This is a genomic window from Flavobacterium sp. GCM10022190, assembly GCF_042656445.1.
GTDB classification, from domain to species: domain Bacteria; phylum Bacteroidota; class Bacteroidia; order Flavobacteriales; family Flavobacteriaceae; genus Flavobacterium; species Flavobacterium nitratireducens.
The window spans coordinates 275,598-299,661 of the sequence record NZ_JBHSOQ010000002.1; the positions used below are offsets into that span (position 1 = coordinate 275,598).

The following is a 24,064-nucleotide window of genomic DNA, read 5'->3' on the forward strand; positions in this document are numbered from 1 at the left end:
CAATTAATATCCAAAATTTTGATCCGCTGGTTCTATTTTGTCATTGGTATTTATTTCATTTAACGGAATAGGAAGTAGTAAATTTCTTTTTAAGAAATCTTCAGAAACAACTGCACCGTTATCAATGATATAATCCCTGAAATTTCCGGATAGAATATTATTGGTAACTTCAATATTGTATCTGTATTGGATACTTTTACTGTTGTTATGTAAATCAACAACTTTTCTCAAGTATTCTGTTCCTCTTCGACGAACATCTTCAAACAAATTTGGTTCTCCAGCCAATTCAAACATTCTCTCAAAAAAGATTTTATCACGCATTGCCTCTTTACTTAGTGTAGTTTGAACTTGTGGATAGACAGCTCCTGTAACAGAAGTTCTTGCACGGGTTAATACTTGGTTTAAGTAGGTAAGTGCCTGACCGCTATTATCTAATTCATTTTCAACATCAGCCATTAATAAAAGCAAATCTGCATAACGGAAGATAATCAAGTTTTTAGGATCATACTGAGCAGTAGCAATTACAGTAGAGAGCATCTTATTGTTATACGGATTTAAGTTTTTCTCATTAGCCGTAGTGTTATTCCATAAGTTTCTAACAGATGCCGGTATTGCCGTGGAAGCAAAGTCATAGTCTGGATTAGTAGCTGTGCTTCCTGCCTTACGAGGTGCAGATGCATAAATATCATAAATTACAGGTGCTGTTGCAGTACCGGTATTAAATAAAGGGTAGGCAACTGCTGTTTGAGCTGTATTTGCAGCATTTGTAAATCTAGATAAGTAAGTGGATGCTAAACGAGGATCGTCAGGATAAGTACCACGGTGAAGGTCATAGAATCCTCGGTCAATTTTAATGTTTCCAAATGAGGGCTGAAGCGCAGCAATTCTAACACCATTACTAGGGCCAAAATTAAATGAAGTACGTAGATTGATACCTACTGCATCAGTAAAGTTAATTTGGAAAATAGATTCTGTAGAATTACTATGATTCACCCATAAATCAGCAAATTTTGTAGCTAAAGCAAATTTTCCAATTGCTTTGTCTCCATAGGTTTTTGCTAAAGTATATAATGCTTTTGCATCATTACCGTCTGCTTGAGAATGGTTTGCCATCATCCAATAGCATTTTGCAACAAAGGCATTGGCAGCATCTTTTGTAGCTAGACCTCTCATGCTTTCAGTTGGAGGCAGATTTTCTGCTGCAAATATTAAATCACTAACTGCTTGATCGTAAACCAGTGATCTTTCGCTTAAAGGATTGTGTATGTTAGTTGTTGTAAGCGGTTCTGTTAATATAACTGCTTTACCAAACAAATTGGCTAATTGAAAATAAGCAAATCCTCTCAAAAATCGAGCATGTGCTAAAGCTCTTGTTTTATAGTCTGCAGAAAGGCTAGAAGATGCCATTCCATTTATTAGGTAATTACTTTCTGTAATAACTTTGTAGAATCCTGTCCAAATGCCACTTACAGTACTATTTGCTGCATAGATTTCATATCTTCCCGTAGTTTGAAGACGGTCTCCATCACTTCTTCCCCAGTATACACCATTATTTATGGTTCCTTCATGTAAAAATTGACCATAAAGGTTTGCATTTCCTAACCAACCATAATTTTGCATTATAACAGCCTCTGCAGTTTTTTGATCGTTAAAAACAGTTGCCGAATTAAAATTATATTTAGGATCTTCTTCTAAAGAACAGGACGTGGTAATGATTGATATTAAAACAACCATTAAACTAATTATATTGATTTTTATTTTCATAACTTAAATTATTAAAACGTTAAATTTACACCTAGGATAATTTGTCTTTGCACTGGGAAAGAATAAATATCTAATCCTCTGCTTAGTGGGTCAAAGTTGTTAGATCTGCTCGTAGGGTCATAACCGCTATAGTTACTAATTGTGAAAGGATTTTTTGCAGAAGCAAATAAATCTACACTGCTTAATCCTAATTTGCTAACAATCTGTTGTGTGAAAGTATATCCTAAAGTAATATCGGTACATCTTAAATAGCTGCCATCTTCAAGATAACGGTCATAGATATGTCCATTTACTACATTACTAAAAATGGAAGGATATTCATTTGAGGGATTTGTAGCTGTCCAAGCATTTGTTATTGCTGCAGGGTTCATGTTTCTGTCTCCATTTTGAAAACTTGCTAAATTAATGTAACGGTTGTTTGAATTAAAAATATCTCCACCTTGTACACCTGAAAACGAAGCTTTGAATCGTAATTGCTTATAGTTAACACTTGTCTGGAATCCATAAGTGTAATTAGGATTTGGATCACCAATAATAGTTTTATCAGCTAGATTTACAACACCATCCCCATTTACATCTACTACTTTAATATTTCCTGGAGCCGCTGAACTTCCAAAAGGAGCACCTACTATATAAGTATCTGTTTGTTGTACGATACCATCTGTTTTAAAACCGTAGAAAAGTCCAGGGGCTTCTCCTTCAATAAAGACATTTGGTGATCCAAAATGATCTCCTGCAAAACTACCAAAGAAAGATGATTTATCGCCAGTTACTGATGTACTACCGATTTTATTAATAGTAGATTTGTTAAATGCAATATTTCCGCCAATATTCCATTTAAAATCTTTATTACGAATAACATCTATATTTAATGATGCTTCAACTCCTTTGTTTTGAACTTCTCCTCTGTTAACTGTTAACGAAGCAAAAGATGTAGATGATGGTAATGGAACATTTACTAGTAAATCTTTTGTAGTTTTGTCATACATATCTACCGATCCAGAAATTCTATTGTTAAAGAACCCAAAGTCAATTCCTCCATTTATAGATTCGGTACTTTCCCATTTTAAATTAGGGTTACTAATACCACTTACACCTAAACCTTGTATTAAGGATCCTGCTACTGATGCATATCCTTGGCCTACGGTACCGTAACCAAATATGCTGGAGTATGGTCCCACATTTTGGCTTCCAGTTTCTCCATAACCTGCACGGAACTTAAATTGAGATAACCAACTAGCGTTTTTTTCTATAAAGTTCTCTTGTGCTATGTTCCATGCTACAGCAAAAGAAGGAAAATAAGCCCATCTGTTTTGTTCACTAAATTTACTGGTTCCATCTGCACGCATTGTAGCAGTAATAATATATTTTCCATCATAAAATGAGGTGTTTAATCTAGTCAGGTAGGATAGTAATTGATAGTCACTTTGACCAGGAGCTTGAATAACCATATTGGAAGCAGTGTGTATTCCATTAGTACGTAAGTTTGTGTAAGCAAAGCCTCTTCCTATTGCACCTGTATTTGTAAACGTATAGGCATCATAAGTTACACCCGCAGTAGCATCTATATTTACAACTCCAAGAGATTTGTTATAGAATAAAAGGTTTTCGACATTATAATTATTACGTTTCAGTCTGTTTTCGCTTAAATAACCATTATTTACAAAACCATTATATAAAGATAAACCATACCAGTTTGTGCGCTCTACATTATTTAAATTACCTCCAGTTCTAAAGGTATATTTTAAGTCCTTAGAAATTTTGTAATTAGCATCAAAAGCTCCAGAAAAGCGATATTCATTAGAAATATCATCATAATCTGTAAGCCAGCTTAATACCGAACCTCTACTGTCTACATCAGCTGCAAAAGTTACATCATCTATAGGTCTTAGATAAGGAGCGGTGTTTAGAGCTGTAGGTATAATGGCTCCAGAAGCTCTTCCTGTGCTATTTCCTCCAGACATCATGTTGTTTTTTCTGATGAATCCACTAAGTTGAAAACCTAATGATAGTTTATCTGAGATAGTGGTGTTTAAATTTAAGCGAAAATCACCGTGTTTTAAACCAGTATTTTTAACAATACCTTCTATGTCTTTAAAAGAAGTAGAAAAGCTATATTTGGTATCTTTAGTTCCCCCATTAATATTCAAATTGTAATCTGAAGATAAAGAAGCTCTTGTTATTTCTTTTTGCCAATTTCTATTGTTAATTGGAATTTCCTTACTAACAGTTGCTCCATTTTCGTCTGTTCCATTATATTTATAGCTTACTTCATTTCCATTGAAAATAAATCGTTGGTCGCTTTGATACTTATTGTTCCAGAAGTTTGCATATTCATTAAGATTCATAAGATCTATAAGATTTATTGCTTCTGCCATAGAGTAATTTGCACTCACACGTATTGTTGGTTTGCCCGCTTTTCCCTTTTTGGTAGTGATTAAAATCACACCATTAGCACCACGTGAGCCATAGATAGCCGTCGCTGAGGCATCCTTCAATATTTGTATGTCTTCAATGTCATTTGGGTTTATTCCAGCCATTGGATCTAGTGGAGGTAGATAATCCCCTGATGAATTGCGCATGGTTTGTCCTGTTGAGGATTGAGGTACATTATCAATTACATATAAAGGTTGGCTATCTCCTTGAAGGGAGTTTGCCCCACGAATAGTTACTGAACCTGCTGAACCAGGTGTTGAACCTCCTGTAGATACTGCGACACCAGCTGCCTTACCTTGTAGCAAATCATCAATTGAAGTAGCAATTGCAGCCTCGTCTCGAGTTGGTTTAAAGGAAACAACGGCACCAGTAAGGTCTTTTTTACGTGCAGAACCATATCCTATTACAACAACTTCGTTTAATTTTTGCGAATCTTCTTTTAGTATTATATTTATTGTCTCTTGTACACCAACAGTTTTTTCTTCATTATTAAAACCCAAGTATCCAAAAACCAGCACATCTCCTGTGTTGACTGCTAACTTGTATTTTCCGTCTAAATCTGATGTTGTGCCTTTTGTGGTTTTTTTAATTGTTATATTTACGCCAGGTATTGGCGAGCCTTTATCATCTGTAACCGTCCCAGTTACCATTTTTATTTGTGCTAACAGAGTACTGTTAGCCATAATTATAAAAAGAAATGATAATATCAAAACTCTTTTGCTCATAAGTTTGGTTTTTAAGTTAGTATAAAAATTAATTGTATTTGATTATTTGAAATCGATTTTAATATTCAATATTGCTTGATTATCAGATGTTCAAAATCTATGTGTTTTGTCTTCATTTTTGGTTTAGTTTGTTCTTCATAAATTTTTGTTAGTTAATATAAAATTATTTGTTATTCAGGATTTTCAGTATGGACTGTATTTTTTGCTGTTTTTCGATTTTTGTAAATCTGAATATAGTAGTTGTCTAATGTTTCTGAATCTTTATATTTTTTTCTTAATTCTTTTAGTTTTTCTTTCATTATTTCAACTACATCTTTATAATTTGGATCATTGTAAATATTATGGAGCTCGTTAGGGTCTTTTTCTCTGTCATATAATTCCCATGCATCAATATCGTAGTAAAAATGGATCAATTTATATTCTTTAGTCGCTATACCATAATGTCTTTTAACGGCGTGCTCTGCAGGGTATTCGTAATAATGATAATATATAGCGTCTCTGTCCCATTTTTCTTTTTTACCTAAAAGTAACGGCACTAAACTTTTTCCCTGCATAGCATTAGGCGCATTTACTCCGGCCATTTCCATGAATGTTTGCGCAAAATCCAGATTTTGAACCATTTCGTCTTCAGTAGTACCAGGAGTTATTTTATTAGGCCATTTTATTAAGAGAGGGGTTTTAAATGATTCATTGTACATAAAACGTTTGTCAAACCAACCGTGTTCTCCTAGATAAAAACCTTGATCAGAAGTGTATACAATAACTGTGTTTTCAGAAAGTTTTTCGTTATCTAAATAATCTAATAATCTACCTACATTATCATCAACGGATGTAATAGTTGCAAGGTAATCCTGCATGTAACGTTGAAATTTCCATTCCGTAAGTTCTTTAGTACTCATTGTAGGATATTTTTTTAAAAACTCCTCATTGATTGGTTTATATACCGCATCCCAAGCTAAACGTTGCTCTTTGTTCATTCTATTCAGTCCTGAGTGCAGGTGTCGTTCCTTAATATTCAAGCTGTCTAGAACTGCATCTTCTATTTTATTGTCATAGGTTAAAAGCATATCCTTTAGAATGTTCATTTCTGCAGATTTTGCTGCACTTGAGCGGGTGCTATAATCATCAAATAATGTTTCAGGTAAAGGGAATTTTCTTTTAGTAAATTCCTTATAATACTTTTCTTCTGGCAGCCATGGGCGGTGTGGCGCTTTATGTAAGTACATGAGTAAGAAAGGTTTGGTTTTGTCACGACGATGCTCTAACCAGTCTAATGTTAAATCAGTTGTAATATTGGTAACATATCCAGTAATTATGGTATCTCCTTTTTGAGTTATAAATTCAGGATTATAATAATCGCCTTGATCGGGTAAAATTTTAAATTCATCAAATCCTTTAGGATTATTTCCAAAATGTAGTTTTCCAAACATGGCTGTTTGATAACCAGCTTTTTGTAATAATTGTGGAAAAGTAACATTAGTTGTGTCAAACTCACTTAGGTTGTCTATTTTTCCATTTAAATGGCTGTGTTTTCCTGTTAGAATAACTGCTCTTGACGGAGCACATATAGAATTTGTAACACAGGCATTAGTGAATAGCATACCTTCTTTTGCAATCCGATCTATATTTGGTGTTTGTATTAGTTTATTATCGTAGGCACTGATAGCTTGGTAAGCATGATCATCTGACATGATAAAAACTATATTAGGTTTTTGAGTTTTAGTCTCAGGATTTTTACTGACAGAGCATGCTACAGTTAGTAAAGAGAAAAGACCTAAACTTACTTTTCTGTGAGTAAAGATTTTTTTTCTTGTTGTTTTTAAAGTGATAGTTAAACTATTCGAAATACTATTCATTTGTTTTAAATTTTTATTAGAGAGTTTCTAATCTGTAAAAAGAATTTCTACAAATCTATAGTATTTATTAAATAATTGTTAATATTGCAGGACTACATAAAGGTTACATGTGTAGAACTTTAAGGTTACATCAATTTTTATTATGTGTATAGTTTACAGTAAATAAGTGTTATAAAAAGCTAAGTTATGGTATTACAACTAAGGTTAACAATTTGGGTATTTTGTGTATTTCTTTTACAACTAACTACTTTATATTCTCAGACAAATGTTTTGAGGTTTAAGCGTATTACTTCTCAGAATGGCTTAACTTCAAATAGGGTTACTGCCGTAATGCAGGATTCCAATGGAGTACTTTGGGTAGGCAATCAAATTGCCATAAATCGATTTGATGGAGAAACAACTAAAATGTATCATGTAGCTCAAAATAATAATATCAATCAGTTCATCGAAGATGCATATAAAAATGTTTGGGTTGCTACAGAGTATGGACTTTATGTTTTGGATAAGAAGAAAGATGAATTTGTAAAAGTCAGATGTAATGTAGAAAAAGTTAATAGCTTATTTAATTCTAATGTTTTGTGTCTTACTTACACGAAAGGAAATGAACTTATAATAGGCGGTAATAAAAATTTTTTGGTAAAGTTACAAGTTGGTAAGAATGGACAGATTATCAATAATTCAATTACCGTTTTAGATAAACAAAAAATTGATGGGTATGTCACTAAAATAGTAAAAGATTCTAATTCTAGATTTTGGTTTAGCACAGATAAAGGGGAAGTGTTATGTCTTGAAAATGGTGTTGTTAAAAAGACATATTTTGCAAATTCTGGAAACACTTCATACATAAATGACATGGCTATCGATGGTTTTGGTAACCTATGGATAGCAACAAATGGTAATGGTTTATACCAGTATAATATTAAAAATAGTAGTATTAAACATTTTTCTAAAGATGAAAGTAGTGCAAAGCAAAGTATTAATAATAATGTAGTAACAAAAGTTTATGCTCAAGGTAAAAATGTTTGGATAGGCACTGATGGTGGAGGACTTAATTTATATGTTGAGGATAAAAAAACTTTTAATTACTATATGTATGACTTCGGAAATGAATTTTCTTTAGCTGATAATTCCGTTATTGACATACAGCCTGGGCTTAATGGAGTAATCTTATTAGGAACTGTGCATGGTGGAATATCTGTTTTTCGCAATAATTATAAAATAGAAAATATTCCAGCTAAAAACTTTAATTTTTTAATCGAAGATCCCCAAGGATCAAGAGTAATCGAAGATAGTTTTAATAATATTTGGTTATCAGCAGGAAGAACCGGACTTCGCAGATACAACCCAAAAACAAAAACATTAACGGTATTTTCGGGTAAAGGATCAGATGGATTTAAAGGAAATATTGTTCTTTCTCTTTTTGAGGATAAAAACAAAAGACTTTGGGTTGGTACCCTTAGAGAAGGTGTTAATACTTATGATTTAAAAAGCAATACATTTCTAAACTTACCTCATGCTAATGAATTAAAAGGTGTTTTTGCAATAGCGGAAGACAATGATGAAAATATATGGATAGGACATCGAAAAGGAATCAGTATCTATAGTAAAGAATTGAAATTAATCAATGAAATTCAACTTAATACAAAGTCCAGTTTACATTCAAATCAGGTAAGTTGCCTGTATAAAGATTTTGAAGGAGTTATGTGGATTGGAACTACCGATGGTCTTTTTAAGTATGAAAAAAGAGCTAATGGTTTTGTGAAAAGTAGTTACAGGCATAATAGTAATGATGTTAATTCTTTGAGTAGTAATAATATATTATCAATTGGCGAAATGTACGATCATTCAATTTTAATAGGGACTTATGGAGAGGGATTGAATAAGTATGTAAAAAATACGGGAAAGTTTGAAAGATTAATCAATGAAGATAAAATTAAAGGGGCTATCATACGTGGGATTTTAAAAGATAAGCAAAAGAACATTTGGCTTAGTACAAATATAGGGCTCACAAAAATAGACTTAAAAAATAAGATTACTAATTTCGGAATTAGCGATGGAATATCTCCTTTTAATGGTGGTGCCGCGAGTATAGATTCTAAAGGTAGAATAATAATGGCTGGAGTTTTTGGGTTTTCTTATTTCCAACCTGAAAATTTGAAATACATCAATTATTTTCCGCATGTTTTCTTTACTTCCGTTAAGGGAATTAATGGAAAAAATGAATTAGAATATCCTTTTTCTGAATTTGCAAATGATACAGTCGTTATAGAGCCAGATAGTAAATTATTGAATATAAATTTTTCGTCTTCAGAATTGTATTCAAAAAGCAGTATTAATTTCCAGTATTTAATGGTTGGATTAAATGAGAATTGGCAAAATTTGGGGACTCAAAATAAAATATCTTTCTCAAATCTGGCTCCTGGTGAATATGATTTGAGAGTTAGAGCTACCAATAATCCGCAATTATGGAATGATCAATATACTACACTGCATGTAATTATAGAACCTACTTTTTGGCAAAGACCTACAGTGAAATTTTTGATGTTTATCGGATTCATTTTATTACTTAGATTAGTGTATCGATTAAGGACGTCTTCAATCAAAAAACAAAAAGAAAAGCTTCAGAGGCTCCTTGATTTGAAAACTATTGAGGTAAAACAACAAGAACAAAAAATATCTCAAAATAAAATTTCTATGTTAGAAATTGAGAAACAAAATCAAGTTTTAAAACAAAAAAAATTAGAAGATGAATTGCACTTTAAAATTGATGAGCTTACTAATAATACTTTGCGAACCATGCATAAAAATAATTTGCTTACAGATATAAAGGATAAACTTAAAAAGGAATTAAAAAATAAGACTATAGATATTAAGAGTTTAGAGGACATAGTTGATCACATAAATGATAGTTTTATACTTGATGCAGATTGGGAAAGTTTTTATACTTTATTCAATCAAGTACATCCTACATTTGTAAAAACTTTAAAACAACAATACCCTTCATTAAGTGAGCGCGAAGTGAGATTATGCGCTTTAATTTTAATTGATTTTTCTTCCCAGCATATAGCCACACTTTTTGGAATTTCTTTAACTTCTGTGAAAGTGGCAAGACATCGATTGAGAAAAAAATTGGATATACCAAATGATAAATCGGTGAAACAGTTTATGTTAGATATATCTGTTGATTAATTAACATGATTACACAGTATATTAGTAAAGACAGCAGTAATATAGAAAGTTTATAATCTTTTCAATACGACTTGAATGACTAATAATTGAGTTAGAGGTATAAGAATTGATAAAAAAAAGACCAATTTTGAATTTCAAAATTGGTCTTTTTTTTATCAATTAAACAGCGTTAATTAACTTAATTTCTATCTAACTAAAGTTGTCTTTAATAAAAAATGCCAAACGGTTGCCAATACTTTTACCGTTTTATTATACTTAGAAAAAACAAATTGAATTTTTTAATACTTAGAAAAAAAGGTCTAATTAATTACTTATTGAATACGATGGGTATGCATGTGTTTTTTTTAGTTAATGATTTATTATGTTGGTTAAACTGTGAAAGTAACCTTAATGTAAATGATATGTAACTTAAATGTAATCCTTTGATTTTGTTATGTTTTAAAGTCAGTTGATATCTTCGTACTTGCCATAATGTTTTAAAATTATTATTCTGTATACTTTGTAGACATAAGGCATTATTAATAATTTAAAAATGTAATGATGAATTTAAACAAATTTATGTTAAGCTTTTGTATTGCGGTAAGTGTACTTTTATCCTCATGTGGGGCAGACAATGTTGACTCAAATCTTAATCCTGATCCTGATCCTGTACCAAATACAGGGAAAAAAAAAGTAATTAGTTCTTATATAAGATATAATTTTTATGAATCTAGTCGAGTTTCAAATGAATCATTATTGGCTAATAATGATTTGATTATGATTGCTTTTAGACCCTATTCGGATGGTAGTATCTATTGTGATTTGCCAGATAGTCAAGCTAGTTTTTCGAATGTTAGTTATTTGAGTAGTTTTGAAGGTAGAGATGGAGTTGTGGATTTTGGAGGGGTAGGTTCAGATATGAATGCAGGATTAGATTTGATAAATAATATCAAATCTTTTGAATCTGATGGTAGTTATAAACAATTCACATTTGGAACGTGGTTGTATTTAGATACCTGGACTTCTGGTGCTTATATTTTTAAAAAGGAGAATACTATTGGGAATATTTTATATTGTAAAATGGGTGCTACTAATGGTGTTTTGGAATTTAATAGTGATGGTAAGATTGTTAGCATCCCAGCAACTGGATTGGCATTAGGGGGATGGCATCATTTTGCTTTAGCTTATAATGGTAATAACGCTGTAAGTGATCGAGTTACCGCTTATGTTGATGGTGTTAAACTAACAGCTGTTAATACACCGTCAGATTTCCCGACAAGTGTTTCTTATATGAAGGCCCCTTTTCATATTGGTGTTGATATAGACGGTAAAATGGATGAAACATTTTTAAATAGTTTGTATTTAACAAGCTCTGCAATAGTTAATTATAAAAATAATGGGATTAAACTAAGAAATACCGATTGGAATTCAACAAAAACACTATCATATTGGAAGTATAATAATGCATCTAATATGGGGGAAGATTCACAGTCATGGAAGTCTATTTACAAAGATATTCGTTCCACAATTCAGGGAAAGGATATAAAATTAAGACTGGGTATTACAGGGGGAGACTGGAAAACGGTATTTTCAAATCCAAGTGCCAGAACAGCTTTTGCAAATAATGTTTCTAATTTTATTTCTGAAAATAATTTAGATGGTGTTGATTTTGATTTTGAGTGGAGTACAACAGAAACGGAATATAATAATTACAGTAATGCTATTGTTGAGATGGCCAATAAATTAAAATCAGTGTCTCCAAAAGTTACTTTTTCGGTATCCTTACATCCTTTTTCATATAAGATAACAAAACAGGCAATTGATGCTGTAGATTTTATTTCGATGCAGCATTATGGCCCACAGCCAACGCTATTTCCTTATGATGCTTTTGTAAGTTATACAGGAGTAGTTGTTGATTATGGAATTCCGGTCAATAAATTGGTTTTAGGAGTTCCTTTTTATGGAGCAGAGAGTAATGGAAATAAAGCCACTGAAGCTTATTTTTCGTTCGTAAATGCAGGATTAATAACATCACCCGATCTTGATCAGGTAAGTTATAATGGGAAAACTTTTATTTTTAATGGGCAAAGTACAATCAGGAAAAAAGCTCAATTTGTTAAGAATATGGGGTATTTAGGGATGATGAGTTGGGATTTGGCCACAGATGTGTCATCTTCAAATAATTTATCATTGATGAAAGTAGTAAATGAAGAATTGTCTGGAAATTAATATAGTAATATAACTGTTGATTATTATTTTTTGTTTAGTAGTATAATTTTATATTTTGTTTTTATGTCATAATGTTTTAAATGACTTATTAGTGAATTAATTAGATTAATTTGTTTTTTTATTGAGTTAGTAGGAAGATGGGGTGTTATTTGCCCCATTTTTTTGCTAACTTTTTATTTATTTATAACTAAATGCTATTTTCATTAGCCAAGAATATCAAAATGAGATCTATTGAGTGAGACATTTTATTGTTTTTAGGATGAAATAAAATAAAGTTGTAATAGCTGTCTTTAGTTACAAGGTATGGCCTAGAATATCATTAGGTAACGTTATTGAGTATATGAGTATAAAAGAGAAGTATATATTAATTTGTAGTAAATACAAATTATGACTAAACCTATCGCTAATCAATTTTTTACAGATTTTTTTTGCTTTAAAAATGACGTATTAATGACTCGGTTTCACCATTATGTGATATCTGTTTCCTTTTGGTTTTGATAATTTCGAATGAATTATCTGTAATCGCATTTTTAATTTTAATTTGTTGTATTTCAATTGATTAATTTGTGTTTTTTGAATAATGTAACTTAAATGTAGTTGCAAAGTAACTTATTTGTAACCACCAGAAAAGACTTTTTACATAGTTTTAATTTTACTTTTGAAGAGTTAATAAAAATCTTTACTATCATAAAGACAAAATGTATTTATAAACTTATTTTAATGGAAAGTTATTGATTTATTGCATTTTTTTATTCTAAAAATTCTTGTCGCTGATAAATTTTAAACTTTCTTTTTTCACCCTATTAAATCATTAAGTCGTTTTTAAAATATAGAATAACTAATATATCTAGTTTTTGTTTGTACTGTTTGTTATTAATCGAAGATATTAAAATAAAACAATGAAAGGAAAATACAGTTTTAAGGTAATTATTGCAACATTGTTTCATTGTGGATTAACATCTTGTACAATTTGGAAATATACAAAAGAAAAAAAGCATACTATTAATTATGAATTAGTATTCGAAGATGATTTCAATGGTAATGCTTATGATACACAATTTTGGAGTTGTTATCCATTGGAAAACAGAAAATCACCATGGAATAAATATGTAACTGATGATAAGGATTTAGCCGAAGTAAAAAATGGCAATTTATTTCTGAGAGCTCGTTGGAACTCTAAAACTGATCTTCCTGAAACGGGAGCGATACTAACGAAAAATAAATTCAGTTTTAAATATGGTAAAATTGAAGTTAGAGCCAAGTTCAATAGGTTGGGTCAAGGAGGCTGGCCCGCAATATGGTTATTGGCTCAAAACGAAATATACTCAGGTTGGCCAAATGCTGGAGAAATTGATATCATGGAACAACTCAATTCAGATAATTTTGTTCACCAAACAGTGCATCAAACTGATGGAGAATCCAAACGTATATCAATTGAAAAAAAGCCTTTTCCTTTAATTTCAACAACAGAATACAATACTTATACTGTAGTAAAATTGCCAAATAGAATAGAATTCTATGTTAATAATCAATTGACAATGGTGCACGAACCCAAAGGGGATTATGCTAAACGCTGGCCTTTTGAAACTGATTATTACATTATTCTAAATTATGCCAGTGCAGATAAAGGAGATTCTGGAGTTAAATTTTGGCCTGAATTTGTGACTTCAACTGAAGGGTTTCCTTATGAAATGGCAATTGACTATGTAAAGGTTTGGAAAGTTATAGACTAATTAAGATTCATCATGAATTTAAAAAAGCTAAACATTAAATAATTGACAAATAATTAAAAATGAAAATACATCTATTGCTAATCATCTTCATTCTATCTTTTTCTTGCACTAATCCATACAAAGGGCATCAAAATTCAGTATCAGATTATCAGATAATCCCAAAACCAGAATCATTAGAAATTGCTAAAGGGAAATTTTTAATAACAGCTAAAACAAAAATTTCAGCCACTTCTGATTTAAAAAATGAAGGACAATATCTATCGTCTCTATTAAGTCATGTTGCAAAAATTGATGTTCCTTTTGATATTGAAAGTAATGGAGACATCGAATTACGAATAGATAATACTATAAAGGAAGAAGAAGGCTATTGGCTTTCAGTAACAAATAATAAAGTTCGTATTTCTGGTAAAACGGCTAAGGGTGTGTTTTATGGTATTCAAACATTAAGACAGTTATTGCCAGTTTCATTTGAATCCGGAATAAATCCTTTAACTATACCTGCAGTTACTATTAAAGATAACCCAAGGTTTCCTTATAGAGGAATGCACTTAGATGTAACAAGGCATATGTTTCCTGTAGATTTTGTTAAAAAATATATTGATTTAATTGCTATGCACAAAATGAATACGCTGCATTGGCATTTAACAGATGATCAAGGATGGAGAATAGAAATAAAAAAATATCCAAAACTGACCCAGGTAGGATCTAAGAGATATGGAACCATTGAGGGACGTTTGCATCAGGAAACTGGAAATGATGAAACAGAATATGGCGGTTATTATACTCAGGAAGAAGTAAAAGAAATTGTAAAGTATGCAGCCCAAAGGCATATTATTGTTATACCTGAAATAGAGTTACCAGGTCATGCAAGTGCAGCAATTGCTTCGTATCCTTTTTTAAGCTGTTTTCCAAATGAACCAACGGTGGTAACAAATAATATGGGATCGAAAGCAGGGAAGAAATTTCAAGCCAAGGGTAATCCAAAAATAGTTCAGGAAACTTGGGGCGTTTTTGATGATGTATTCTGTGCAGGAAATGAAAAAACCTTTGGGTTTTTAGAAGATGTTCTGGCAGAAATTATTCCACTGTTCCCTTCAGAGTATATTCATATTGGAGGTGATGAATGTCCAAAATCCAATTGGAAACGTTGTCCAGCTTGTCAAAAGAGGATGAAAGACAATAATCTATTAGACGAGCATGAATTGCAAAGTTATTTCATACAACGTATGGAAAAATACTTAAATGCTAAAGGGAAAAAAATAATTGGTTGGGATGAAATACTGGAAGGAGGTTTAGCTCCTAATGCAGCAGTAATGTCTTGGAGAGGTGAAAAAGGTGGAATTGAAGCTGCAAAGCAACATCATAATGTTATCATGACACCGGGAACACATTGTTATTTTGATAAGTATCAGGTCGATAAAGAAGAACAGGCAAATGAACCTTTAACTATTGGAGGATACATATCTGTTGAAAAAGTATATGGATATGATCCAATACCTAATGATTTAAGTAATGAAGAAAAAAAATATGTTCTTGGCGCTCAAGGAAATGTCTGGACTGAATATTTAGGAACTACTGATCTTGTAGAGTACATGATTTTACCAAGAATGTCAGCTTTGTCAGAGGTAGTCTGGACTCAAAAAGAGAATAAGGACTGGAAAGATTTTAAATTTCGTTTAAATAAAATGAAAGACCTTTATGAAGCTATGAAGTTAAATTATGCGAAACATGTTTTTGAAACGAAAACGGTTACTAAATAATAAGAGTAAAAGAAATCGTCAAATCTCTTCTAGAGAAATGATTTTTTTTATCATCAAAAGTTATTAAAATAAAATTGTATAAATAATCACACAAAATGACACAAACTAAAAGTGTATTAGAAAAAAGTCCAAATACTGTTTTTATTCCAATGGCTATTTTAACACTATTGTTTTTTATTTTAGGTTTCGTTACCTGGTTAAATGGACCTCTTATTCCTTTCTTTGAACTAGCTTGCGAATTATCATCTTCACAGGCTTATTTTGTAGCTTTTGCATTCTATATTGCTTATTTTGTGATGGCTATTCCATCGTCTTTTATAATCGAAAAAGTAGGTTATAAAAATGGATTATCAGTAGGGTTGATAATTATTGCATTAGGAGCATTTATGTTCTACCCTGCAGCCGAAACCAGAACTTTTGGTTTGTTTTTATTAGCATTATTTATCATGGGAACAGGTTTGGCTATTTTGCAAACAGCTGCTAATCCCTATGTAGTTGTTATTGGTCCCAGAGAAAGTGCTGCTGCCAGAATTAGTGTCTTGGGTATCGCTAACAAACTAGCTGGTTTTATTGCGCCTTTAGTTTTAACTGTTTTGGTACTATCTAATATGCAGGATTACACTGTTGATAAAATTGCTGCTCTTGATAGTGTTGCAAAATCAGAGGCATTAGATATACTCTCCCTAAAGTTGCAAACACCTTATATTTATATGGGACTTGTAATACTAATTTTGGCTTTATTTGTTAAGATATCACCATTACCAGAAATTGACTTGGACGAAGATGGACATGTGGAGCACATGAATATTTTTAAACAAATACGAAATGCCTTTAGATTTCCGCAATTGGTTTTAGGTGTAATAACATTAATGCTATATGTTTCCGCTGAAGTTTTAGCGGGAGATTCCATAGGTGGATTAGGCAAACAATTAGGTGTTTATGGAGAAGACGGTAATTTTTATTTGAAACTAACTTCCTTTACCATGACTGCAATGGTGGTTGGATATATTTTAGGTATTGCACTAATACCAAAGTACATTTCACAAATTACCGCTTTAAAAGCTTCAGGAATTTTAGGCTTTATGATGGTACTTTTAATTGTATCTGTTTCTCCAGCAATACTTGTTCAATTACCTGGAATTCCTGCATTACCCTTAGTAATTATTTTAGTAGCACTTATGGGATTTTCTAATGCCCTTTGTTGGCCAGCCATTTGGCCAATGGCTCTTCAGGATTTAGAAGGATATACTAAAATTGGAAGTGCCTTATTAATTATGGGAATCATTGGTGGAGCTATTTTTCCATTGATTTATGGTGTATTGGTGGAAACAATTAATACCGATAACGAAATAAATAATGTAGTAACAACAGCAAAAAGTGGCAATCAAATAGCCTATTTAATGTTACTACCAACTTACTCAATGATTATTTTTTATGCTTTTAAAGGACATAAATATAGAAGTTGGACTAGAAAATAATTCAAATTAAGATTCAAATTATAATATAATTCAAAAAACAATGAAAAGTACAATAGACAAAGCGACTGGATTTGAAAAAAGATTTGAAAATATCAATACCATAGTTTTTGAAAATTCAAAAGAGGCATCTAAAGCTGTTGCTCAAGAAATTGCAGAACTTATCAAAGCTAAACAAGTAAACAATGAAGTTTGTATATTAGGACTAGCAACAGGTTCCACTCCAAAAGGATTGTATGCAGAATTGGTGCGTTTGCACAAGGAAGAAGGACTGAGTTTTAAAAATGTAATTACTTTCAATCTAGATGAATACTATCCGATGGAACCAGATTCTATTAATAGTTATGTTCGATTTATGAAAGAATTATTATTAGATCAGGTAGATATTTTACCCGAAAACTACCATATTCCTGACGGAACTTTGTCTAAAGAAGCAATTGCCGAATATTGTGTTGATTACGAAACTAAGATTGAAGCTTTAGGGGGAATCGATTTGCAAATTCTAGGAATTGGTGGTAACGGACATATTGGTTTCAACGAATCAGGTTCGTTACAAAATTCAAAAACACGTTTGGTTGCTTTAGACCATATTACAAGAGTTGCTGCAAGTGGAGATTTCTCAGGCTTGAGCAATACGCCTAGAACGGCAATAACATTAGGTGTAAAAAAAATAATGGAAGCCAAACAAGTAATCTTGATGGCTTGGGGAGAAGGAAAATCAAACATTATAAAAAGATCAGTTGAAGGTGAAGTAACTAATCAGGTTCCTGCTTCATTTTTACAAGAACACAACAATGCTGTTTTTGTTTTAGATAAAGAAGCTTCTTCTAAATTAACAAGAATCAACAAACCTTGGTTAGTAGAAAAGATTGATTGGACTGATAAATTAATCAGAAAAGCAGTTTTAGGATTAGCATTGGATTTAAAAAAACCAATTCTAATGCTTACTGATGCCGATTATATTGAAAACGGAATGAGCGATTTACTGGCACATTCAGGCCCTGCATACGATATTAATATCGCCATTTTTAATAAATTACAAAACACAATCACAGGATGGCCAGGAGGTAAACCAAATGCCGACGATACTAATAGACCTGAAAGAGCTGAACCTGCACGTAAAAAAGTATTAATTTTTAGTCCGCATCCTGATGATGATATCATTAGTATGGGAGGAACTTTTATGAGGTTACAGGAGCAAGGTCATGAGGTTCATGTGGCTTATCAAACTTCAGGTAATATTGCTGTTGCTGATGATGAAGCTTTGAGGTTTGCCAGTTTCGTATGTGATTACAATGCCAAATTTGGAATAAAAAATATTGAAGCAGAAGATATTTATAAAAAAGCCTTAGCCTTTTTGAAAAATAAAAAAACAAGTGAAATTGATATTCCTGAAGTTCGATATATCAAAGGGTTGATTCGAAAAGGAGAAGCCCGTGCTACAAGTCATTTTGTGGGACTCCCTGATTTTCAAATCCATTTTATGGAACTTCCTTTCTATGAAACTGGAGCCATCGAGAAAAAACCATTAGGACCAGAAGATATCCAAATTACTATGGACCTAATTTCAAAAGTAAAACCACACCAAATATACGCAGCAGGTGATTTAGCCGATCCACACGGAACACATAAAGTATGCTTAGATGCTATTTTTGAAGCGGTAAAACAATTGAAACCGAAAGATTTTATGAAAGACTGTTGGGTTTGGTTATACCGTGGAGCATGGCAAGAATGGGGAATTGACGAAATTGAAATGGCTGTTCCTATGAGTCCGGATCAGGTGCTAGCAAAAAGACATGGAATTTTTAAACACCAATCACAAAAAGATGGTGTGGTATTCCAAGGATCAGATGCTAGAGAATTCTGGCAACGCGCTGAAGACAGAAACAGCGAAACAGCATTATTGTATAACCAATTAGGATTGGCTCATTATGCTGCAATGGAAGCATTCGTAAGATGGGAATTTTAATAAATATTGAAGTATATATTAATTAAAAGCTATTATGATTACTAAACCATTCTGTTTCCAAATAGATGAGATTATACAATTAAAGGATAAAGTTGTTTTTAACCAATTTGTTAATTGGGTTACTGGAGAATTTGATTTATTTCTTCAGGAAGAGGATGCTAACGGATTAAAAGTATATTTCCCTAATGGGTGGTTTAGTATTGGATGCTTTAAAAATAAAGATTTAGAATTTGATGCGGCAATTAAAATTGAAGCAAAGTCAGAAGTAGTTTGTCATGAAAAAAAACATCAATTAATGCAAATCTATAAGCAGATTTGTCTTTATAAAAGATAGTAGAAGAAGGCATTAATATATTAGACAATAAAATCAATATGAAAACAAGTGTAAGAATAGCACTACTTCCTTTAATTCTGCTGTTTTTTATGAATTTTAAGGATAATACTAAATCTCTTGAAGATAAAAAAAATAATATAGGTGCTTTTTTGATTGATGATCCAAAGGATATTTCAACTCCAGAAGGCATGGTTTGGGTAAAAGGCAAGACCTTTACACAAGGAGCAAAGCAGGGCGATCCATTTGCTATGCATAGAGAAATGCCAGGACATCAAGTAACTGTCGATGGCTTTTTTATTGATATTACTGAAGTTACCAATAAACAATTTAAGGCTTTTGTTGATGCAACAGCTTACAAAACTGTAGCAGAAAGAGTGGTAGATTGGGAAGTTATGAAAAAAGAATTTCCTGATGAAACCCCAAAACCCCATGATTCAATATTACAACCCGGTAGTTTAGTATTCAATACCTGTCTTGGTAAAATAACTTCTATGGATAATTACACACAGTGGTGGAGCTGGCAATTAGGCGCTAACTGGAAACATCCAGAGGGACCAGGAAGTTCTATAGTAGGAAAAGAGAATTATCCAGTAGTACATATTGCTTTTGAAGATGCCTTAGCCTATTGTAAATGGGCCAATAGACGTTTACCAACCGAAGCTGAATGGGAATCTGCAGCACAAGGAGATTTAGTAGATGCAATTTATACTTGGGGGAATACTCCTGAAATATTAAATCAAAAAGCGAATACCTGGCAAGGTGTCTTTCCTGTAAAAAATGAGTCAAAAGATGGTTTTGAATATATAGCACCAGTACAATCATATTCACCAAATTCTATAGGTATTTATGATATGCTGGGAAATGTTTGGGAAATGACAAGCGACGTATTTGATGAGCAAAATTACAAAAAAATAGATAACAAGAAATTGATTAAAAATTCTAAGACTGCTGATAAAACATGTTGTTTGAGTAATCAAAATAATAGGGAACATGTAATAAAAGGAGGTTCGTTTTTATGCAATGCATCGTATTGTGCTAGCTATAGAATTTCGGCAAAAATGGGAATGAACCCAGATTCTGGAACGAATCATATTGGTTTTAGAACTGTTGCTACTGTTGCTATGTTAAGATAGATTTGAGAGAGTTGATAAGTCTAAAATCTTTTCTGTTAATGTGTAAGTAAAAACTATTATCAAAAATAAAAATCGGTAATGATTTTATAAATAATTAAATACAAGTTAAATTATGAATCTATCTTTAAAAAATAACAATAAAATTTTGTTTTGGATTTTATTGATTTCTTTTCAAATAATTTATTCTCAGAATAATACTTCAAGAGAAAGCATTTCATTAAATAAAAATTGGAAATTCCATTTAGGAAGTGCTAACAATCCATCAAAAGATTTTGACTATGGCATTGTTCGTAATTTCACCATTGCTGGTGGTGGAGGCGGTGCTGTAGTGCCAAAATTTGACGATAGCAAATGGCGCACAGTTCATGTTCCTCATGATTGGGCAGTTGAACTTCCTTTTGAATACCATAAACATTTTGATGTTCAAAGTCATGGCTATAGACCCGTTGGTGGTTTTTATCCTGATAATAGCATCGGTTGGTACAGAAAACATTTTTCTGTTGATAAGGCGAAAGAAGGGCAGCGTTTTGTAATCCGTTTTGAAGGGGTTTATCGTGATTTTAAAATTTGGGTAAATAACAATTACATCGGAAGCAACTTTAGTGGATACACCGAAAGTTCTTTTGATATTACAGACTTTATAGAATTTTCAAAAGACAATGTTATTGTAGTTCGGGTTGATGCGACCCAATATGAAGGTTGGTTTTATGAAGGAGCTGGTATTTACAGAAACGTTTCACTGGAAACATTCAATCCGGTGCATATTCCCGAGTATGGAGTTTATGTATCAACAAAAGTCGATAAATCAAAAGCACTGGTACAAGCCGAAACTTCTGTAAAGAATCAAGAAGGTAAAACGATTGATTGTTCTGTAGTTTCTTATGTGATAGATTCTAAAGGAACTAAGGTTACTAAATCATTGACAGAAAAACTAACGGTTAAAAATAATGAAATTGGTAAAACAGTTCAGAAGTTATCTATCAACAAGCCGGAATTATGGGACTTGGATTCGCCTAATCTATACCGATTGGTTTCTATTGTAAAAAAGAATGGTAAAACGACAGATAGTACTCAAACCGAATTTGGTGTTAGAACTTTTGATTATAATGCCACTACAGGGTTTTCTCTAAATGGAAAATCAATGAAAGTCAAAGGAATGTGTGTGCATCAGGATCATGCTGGTGTTGGAACGGCAGTGCCGGATGCCTTAGTGTATTACCGAATAAAATTATTAAAGGAAATGGGGGTTAATGCCTACCGTTGCAGCCATAATCCGCCATCAAAATCCGTTCTGGAAGCTTGTGATAAACTGGGAATGATGGTTTTGGATGAGATTCGCGTAATCGGTACAGGGAAAGAATATTTCGATCAATTTGAAAAATTAATTTTAAGAGACCGTAATCATGCAAGTATTATGATGTGGAGTCTTGGAAATGAAGAAACAGGCGTTCAAAATACAGATTTGGGAAGACGTATGGCGCATACCTTGGTACAACGCCAGAAAGAATTGGATCCTTCACGCTTGAGTACTTATGGAGGAAATAACGGAATCAATTTTAAAGGAATTAACCAAGAGATGGATGTCCGAGGTTTTAATTATCATATTAAAGAATTGGATGATTATCACAAAGAACATCCTACACAGCCTATCATTTTTAGCGAAGTATCCAGTATGGTCAGTTCAAGAGGTATGTATGTAAAAGATTCACTAAAAGGGTATTTACCCGATTATGATTTGAATAAACCACGTTGGGGACAAAATGCTGAAGAATGGTGGAAATTTACCGTAGAAAGACCTTGGTTGATAGGAGGTTTTGTTTGGACTGGCTTTGATTACCGTGGAGAACCTACTCCTTTTACTTGGCCAAATGTTAATTCTCATTTCGGGATAATGGATGTTTGTGGTTTTCCAAAAAACACCTACTATTATTATCAAAGCTGGTGGACAGATAAAGATGTAATTAAGATTTATCCACATTGGAATGGGCATAAAACAGGCGATAAAATAAATGTGTGGTGCAACAGTAATGCTGATGAAGTTGAATTGTTATTAAACGGTAAAAGCCTAGGGAAAAAAGTAATGCCTAGAAACGGCCATTTAGAATGGGACGTTGTTTATGAACCAGGAAAATTAGAAGCAATTGGTTTGAGAAACGGAAAAATTATTCGAACTGCTGTAGAAACTACAGATAAAGCCTATCAAATTGTTTTGACTCCTGATCGTAAGATGATTAAAGCTGATGGGAATGATGTGTCAGTAATAAATGTAAGTGTTCTAGATAGTAAAGGCAGAGAGGTTCCAGACGCGATGAATTTGATTCAGTTTAAACTTGCAGGAGAGGCTCTCATTCTTGGTGTAGGCAACGGAGATCCAAGTTCTCATGAAGCTGATAAGTGTCTTGATGACAACTGGAAACGTTCATTGTTTAATGGGAAATGCCAAATTATTATTCAGTCTCTAGAAAAAGAGGGAGAATTTTCATTGACGGCTTCTTCTGAAGGTTTGAGAAATACCACTGTTTCCATAATTATAAAAAAATAAGAGAATGAAAGTGTTCACAATTCCAGTTATTCTGTTTGCTCTATCATGCGTTTTTTTTATGTAATGCATTGGCGTAAAATAAAGCGGAATCTACTAAAAGACCCAATATAGTAATCATCATTTCAAATGATCACGCCTATCAGGCCATTAGTGCCTATAATGGTAAATTAATGCAAACCCCGAATATTGATCGTATTGCCAAAGAAGGAGTTTTGTTTAATAAAGCATATGCGACAAATTCTGTTTGTGGTCCTAGTCGTGCCGTGATTTTGACCGGTAAATACAGTCATAAAAACGGTTTTAAGGATAATGAGAATTCCCAATTTGATGGCAGTCAGGATTCATTTGTAAAACAGTTGAAAAACTCGGGTTATCAAACTGCTTGGATTGGGAAATGGCATTTGGAAACCCAGCCACAAGGGTTTGATTTCTGGCAAATATTACCCAACCAAGGGCAATATTACAATCCTGATTTTGATTTGATGGATGGTAGTAAGAAGAAGGTAGATGGTTATGTGTCTGATGTTATTGAAGACGTTTCCGAAAATTGGTTGAATAATCGCAATAAGGATAAACCTTTTTGTTTGGTTATAGGACATAAAGTGACTCACCGTAACTGGATACCAGATACGCAAGACATGGGGGTGTTTGATGGTGTCGTTTTTCCTTTACCTGCCAATTTTTATGATGATTACAAGAATCGGGAAGCTGCCAAAGTGCAGGATATGACCATATCAAAAACTATGCAGATGGGATATGATTTGAAAATGTTTGACAATGAAAGTGACGCAAATAAAGATGGAAATATTAAGCGGATGAACCAGAGCAGCGACAAAAATTTGACACCTATTACGGCTCTATAGCTGCCAATTTAAAAGCCGAAAATTTGAGCGAAAAAGAATTAATTGTGAAGTCTAAATCTGGTTTAGCTAAAAATAAA

13 protein-coding genes are annotated in these 24,064 nt (G+C 32.5%); 10 read left to right on the top strand and 3 right to left on the bottom strand.

The window, feature by feature from the left end:
* Nucleotides 1-3: 3 nt before the first annotated feature.
* The 3 genes from ACFPTQ_RS08085 to ACFPTQ_RS08095 all read right to left on the bottom strand — a co-directional run bounded on the left by ACFPTQ_RS08085 (nucleotide 4) and on the right by ACFPTQ_RS08095 (nucleotide 6,781).
* Nucleotides 4-1,764: a RagB/SusD family nutrient uptake outer membrane protein gene (locus ACFPTQ_RS08085; RefSeq protein ID WP_379776126.1), complete on the bottom strand. Its 1,761-nt coding sequence runs from the start codon at nucleotides 1,762-1,764 to the stop codon at nucleotides 4-6.
* Between the two features lie 11 nt (nucleotides 1,765-1,775).
* Nucleotides 1,776-4,925 carry a SusC/RagA family TonB-linked outer membrane protein gene (locus ACFPTQ_RS08090; protein ID WP_379776128.1) on the bottom strand — a complete coding sequence of 1,050 codons (3,150 nt, stop codon included), beginning with the start codon at nucleotides 4,923-4,925 and terminating at the stop codon, nucleotides 1,776-1,778.
* Nucleotides 4,926-5,095: 170 nt separating this feature from the next.
* Nucleotides 5,096-6,781 (bottom strand): sulfatase, encoded by a 1,686-nt coding sequence (locus ACFPTQ_RS08095; protein WP_379776130.1) that lies wholly within the window; start codon nucleotides 6,779-6,781, stop codon nucleotides 5,096-5,098.
* Nucleotides 6,782-6,967: 186 nt separating this feature from the next.
* Here ACFPTQ_RS08095 and ACFPTQ_RS08100 point away from each other — a divergent pair, with 186 nt between their 5' ends.
* The 10 genes from ACFPTQ_RS08100 (at nucleotide 6,968) to ACFPTQ_RS08145 (ending at nucleotide 23,987) form a co-directional block, all read left to right on the top strand.
* Nucleotides 6,968-9,970, top strand: coding sequence for a two-component regulator propeller domain-containing protein (locus ACFPTQ_RS08100; protein WP_379776132.1), 3,003 nt, complete (start codon nucleotides 6,968-6,970; stop codon nucleotides 9,968-9,970).
* Nucleotides 9,971-10,510: 540 nt separating this feature from the next.
* The gene (locus ACFPTQ_RS08105; protein WP_379776134.1) at nucleotides 10,511-12,178 is read left to right on the top strand and encodes a glycosyl hydrolase family 18 protein; all 1,668 of its coding nucleotides are present in this window, start codon (nucleotides 10,511-10,513) and stop codon (nucleotides 12,176-12,178) included.
* Between the two features lie 899 nt (nucleotides 12,179-13,077).
* On the top strand, nucleotides 13,078-13,911 hold the full coding sequence (locus tag ACFPTQ_RS08110) for a glycoside hydrolase family 16 protein (protein ID WP_379776137.1): 834 nt from the start codon (nucleotides 13,078-13,080) through the stop codon (nucleotides 13,909-13,911).
* A gap of 59 nt (nucleotides 13,912-13,970) precedes the next feature.
* On the top strand, nucleotides 13,971-15,671 hold the full coding sequence (locus tag ACFPTQ_RS08115) for a beta-N-acetylhexosaminidase (protein WP_379776139.1): 1,701 nt from the start codon (nucleotides 13,971-13,973) through the stop codon (nucleotides 15,669-15,671).
* A 95-nt stretch (nucleotides 15,672-15,766) separates the two neighbouring features.
* Nucleotides 15,767-17,149, top strand: coding sequence for a sugar MFS transporter (locus ACFPTQ_RS08120; RefSeq protein WP_379776141.1), 1,383 nt, complete (start codon nucleotides 15,767-15,769; stop codon nucleotides 17,147-17,149).
* 40 nt (nucleotides 17,150-17,189) lie between these two features.
* On the top strand, nucleotides 17,190-19,115 hold the full coding sequence (nagB, locus tag ACFPTQ_RS08125; RefSeq protein WP_379776143.1) for a glucosamine-6-phosphate deaminase: 1,926 nt from the start codon (nucleotides 17,190-17,192) through the stop codon (nucleotides 19,113-19,115).
* Nucleotides 19,116-19,149: 34 nt separating this feature from the next.
* Nucleotides 19,150-19,449 (top strand): hypothetical protein, encoded by a 300-nt coding sequence (locus ACFPTQ_RS08130; RefSeq protein ID WP_379776146.1) that lies wholly within the window; start codon nucleotides 19,150-19,152, stop codon nucleotides 19,447-19,449.
* 38 nt (nucleotides 19,450-19,487) lie between these two features.
* A complete protein-coding gene (locus ACFPTQ_RS08135) occupies nucleotides 19,488-20,582 on the top strand; it encodes a formylglycine-generating enzyme family protein (RefSeq protein WP_379776149.1) in 1,095 nt (364 codons plus the stop codon).
* A 112-nt stretch (nucleotides 20,583-20,694) separates the two neighbouring features.
* Nucleotides 20,695-23,124: a beta-galactosidase GalA gene (gene galA / locus ACFPTQ_RS08140; protein ID WP_379776152.1), complete on the top strand. Its 2,430-nt coding sequence runs from the start codon at nucleotides 20,695-20,697 to the stop codon at nucleotides 23,122-23,124.
* Nucleotides 23,125-23,270: 146 nt separating this feature from the next.
* Complete coding sequence (locus ACFPTQ_RS08145) at nucleotides 23,271-23,987, top strand: sulfatase-like hydrolase/transferase (RefSeq protein ID WP_379777189.1); 717 nt, start codon at nucleotides 23,271-23,273, stop codon at nucleotides 23,985-23,987.
* The last annotated feature ends 77 nt before the right edge of the window (nucleotides 23,988-24,064 follow it).

Coding starts and splice junctions, on each gene's coding strand:
- ACFPTQ_RS08085 (WP_379776126.1), bottom strand. CDS start 1,764: ATGAAAATAAAAATCAATATAATTAGTTTAATGGTTGTTTTAATATCA.
- ACFPTQ_RS08090 (WP_379776128.1), bottom strand. CDS start 4,925: ATGAGCAAAAGAGTTTTGATATTATCATTTCTTTTTATAATTATGGCT.
- ACFPTQ_RS08095 (WP_379776130.1), bottom strand. CDS start 6,781: ATGAATAGTATTTCGAATAGTTTAACTATCACTTTAAAAACAACAAGA.
- ACFPTQ_RS08100 (WP_379776132.1), top strand. CDS start 6,968: ATGGTATTACAACTAAGGTTAACAATTTGGGTATTTTGTGTATTTCTT.
- ACFPTQ_RS08105 (WP_379776134.1), top strand. CDS start 10,511: ATGAATTTAAACAAATTTATGTTAAGCTTTTGTATTGCGGTAAGTGTA.
- ACFPTQ_RS08110 (WP_379776137.1), top strand. CDS start 13,078: ATGAAAGGAAAATACAGTTTTAAGGTAATTATTGCAACATTGTTTCAT.
- ACFPTQ_RS08115 (WP_379776139.1), top strand. CDS start 13,971: ATGAAAATACATCTATTGCTAATCATCTTCATTCTATCTTTTTCTTGC.
- ACFPTQ_RS08120 (WP_379776141.1), top strand. CDS start 15,767: ATGACACAAACTAAAAGTGTATTAGAAAAAAGTCCAAATACTGTTTTT.
- nagB (WP_379776143.1), top strand. CDS start 17,190: ATGAAAAGTACAATAGACAAAGCGACTGGATTTGAAAAAAGATTTGAA.
- ACFPTQ_RS08130 (WP_379776146.1), top strand. CDS start 19,150: ATGATTACTAAACCATTCTGTTTCCAAATAGATGAGATTATACAATTA.
- ACFPTQ_RS08135 (WP_379776149.1), top strand. CDS start 19,488: ATGAAAACAAGTGTAAGAATAGCACTACTTCCTTTAATTCTGCTGTTT.
- galA (WP_379776152.1), top strand. CDS start 20,695: ATGAATCTATCTTTAAAAAATAACAATAAAATTTTGTTTTGGATTTTA.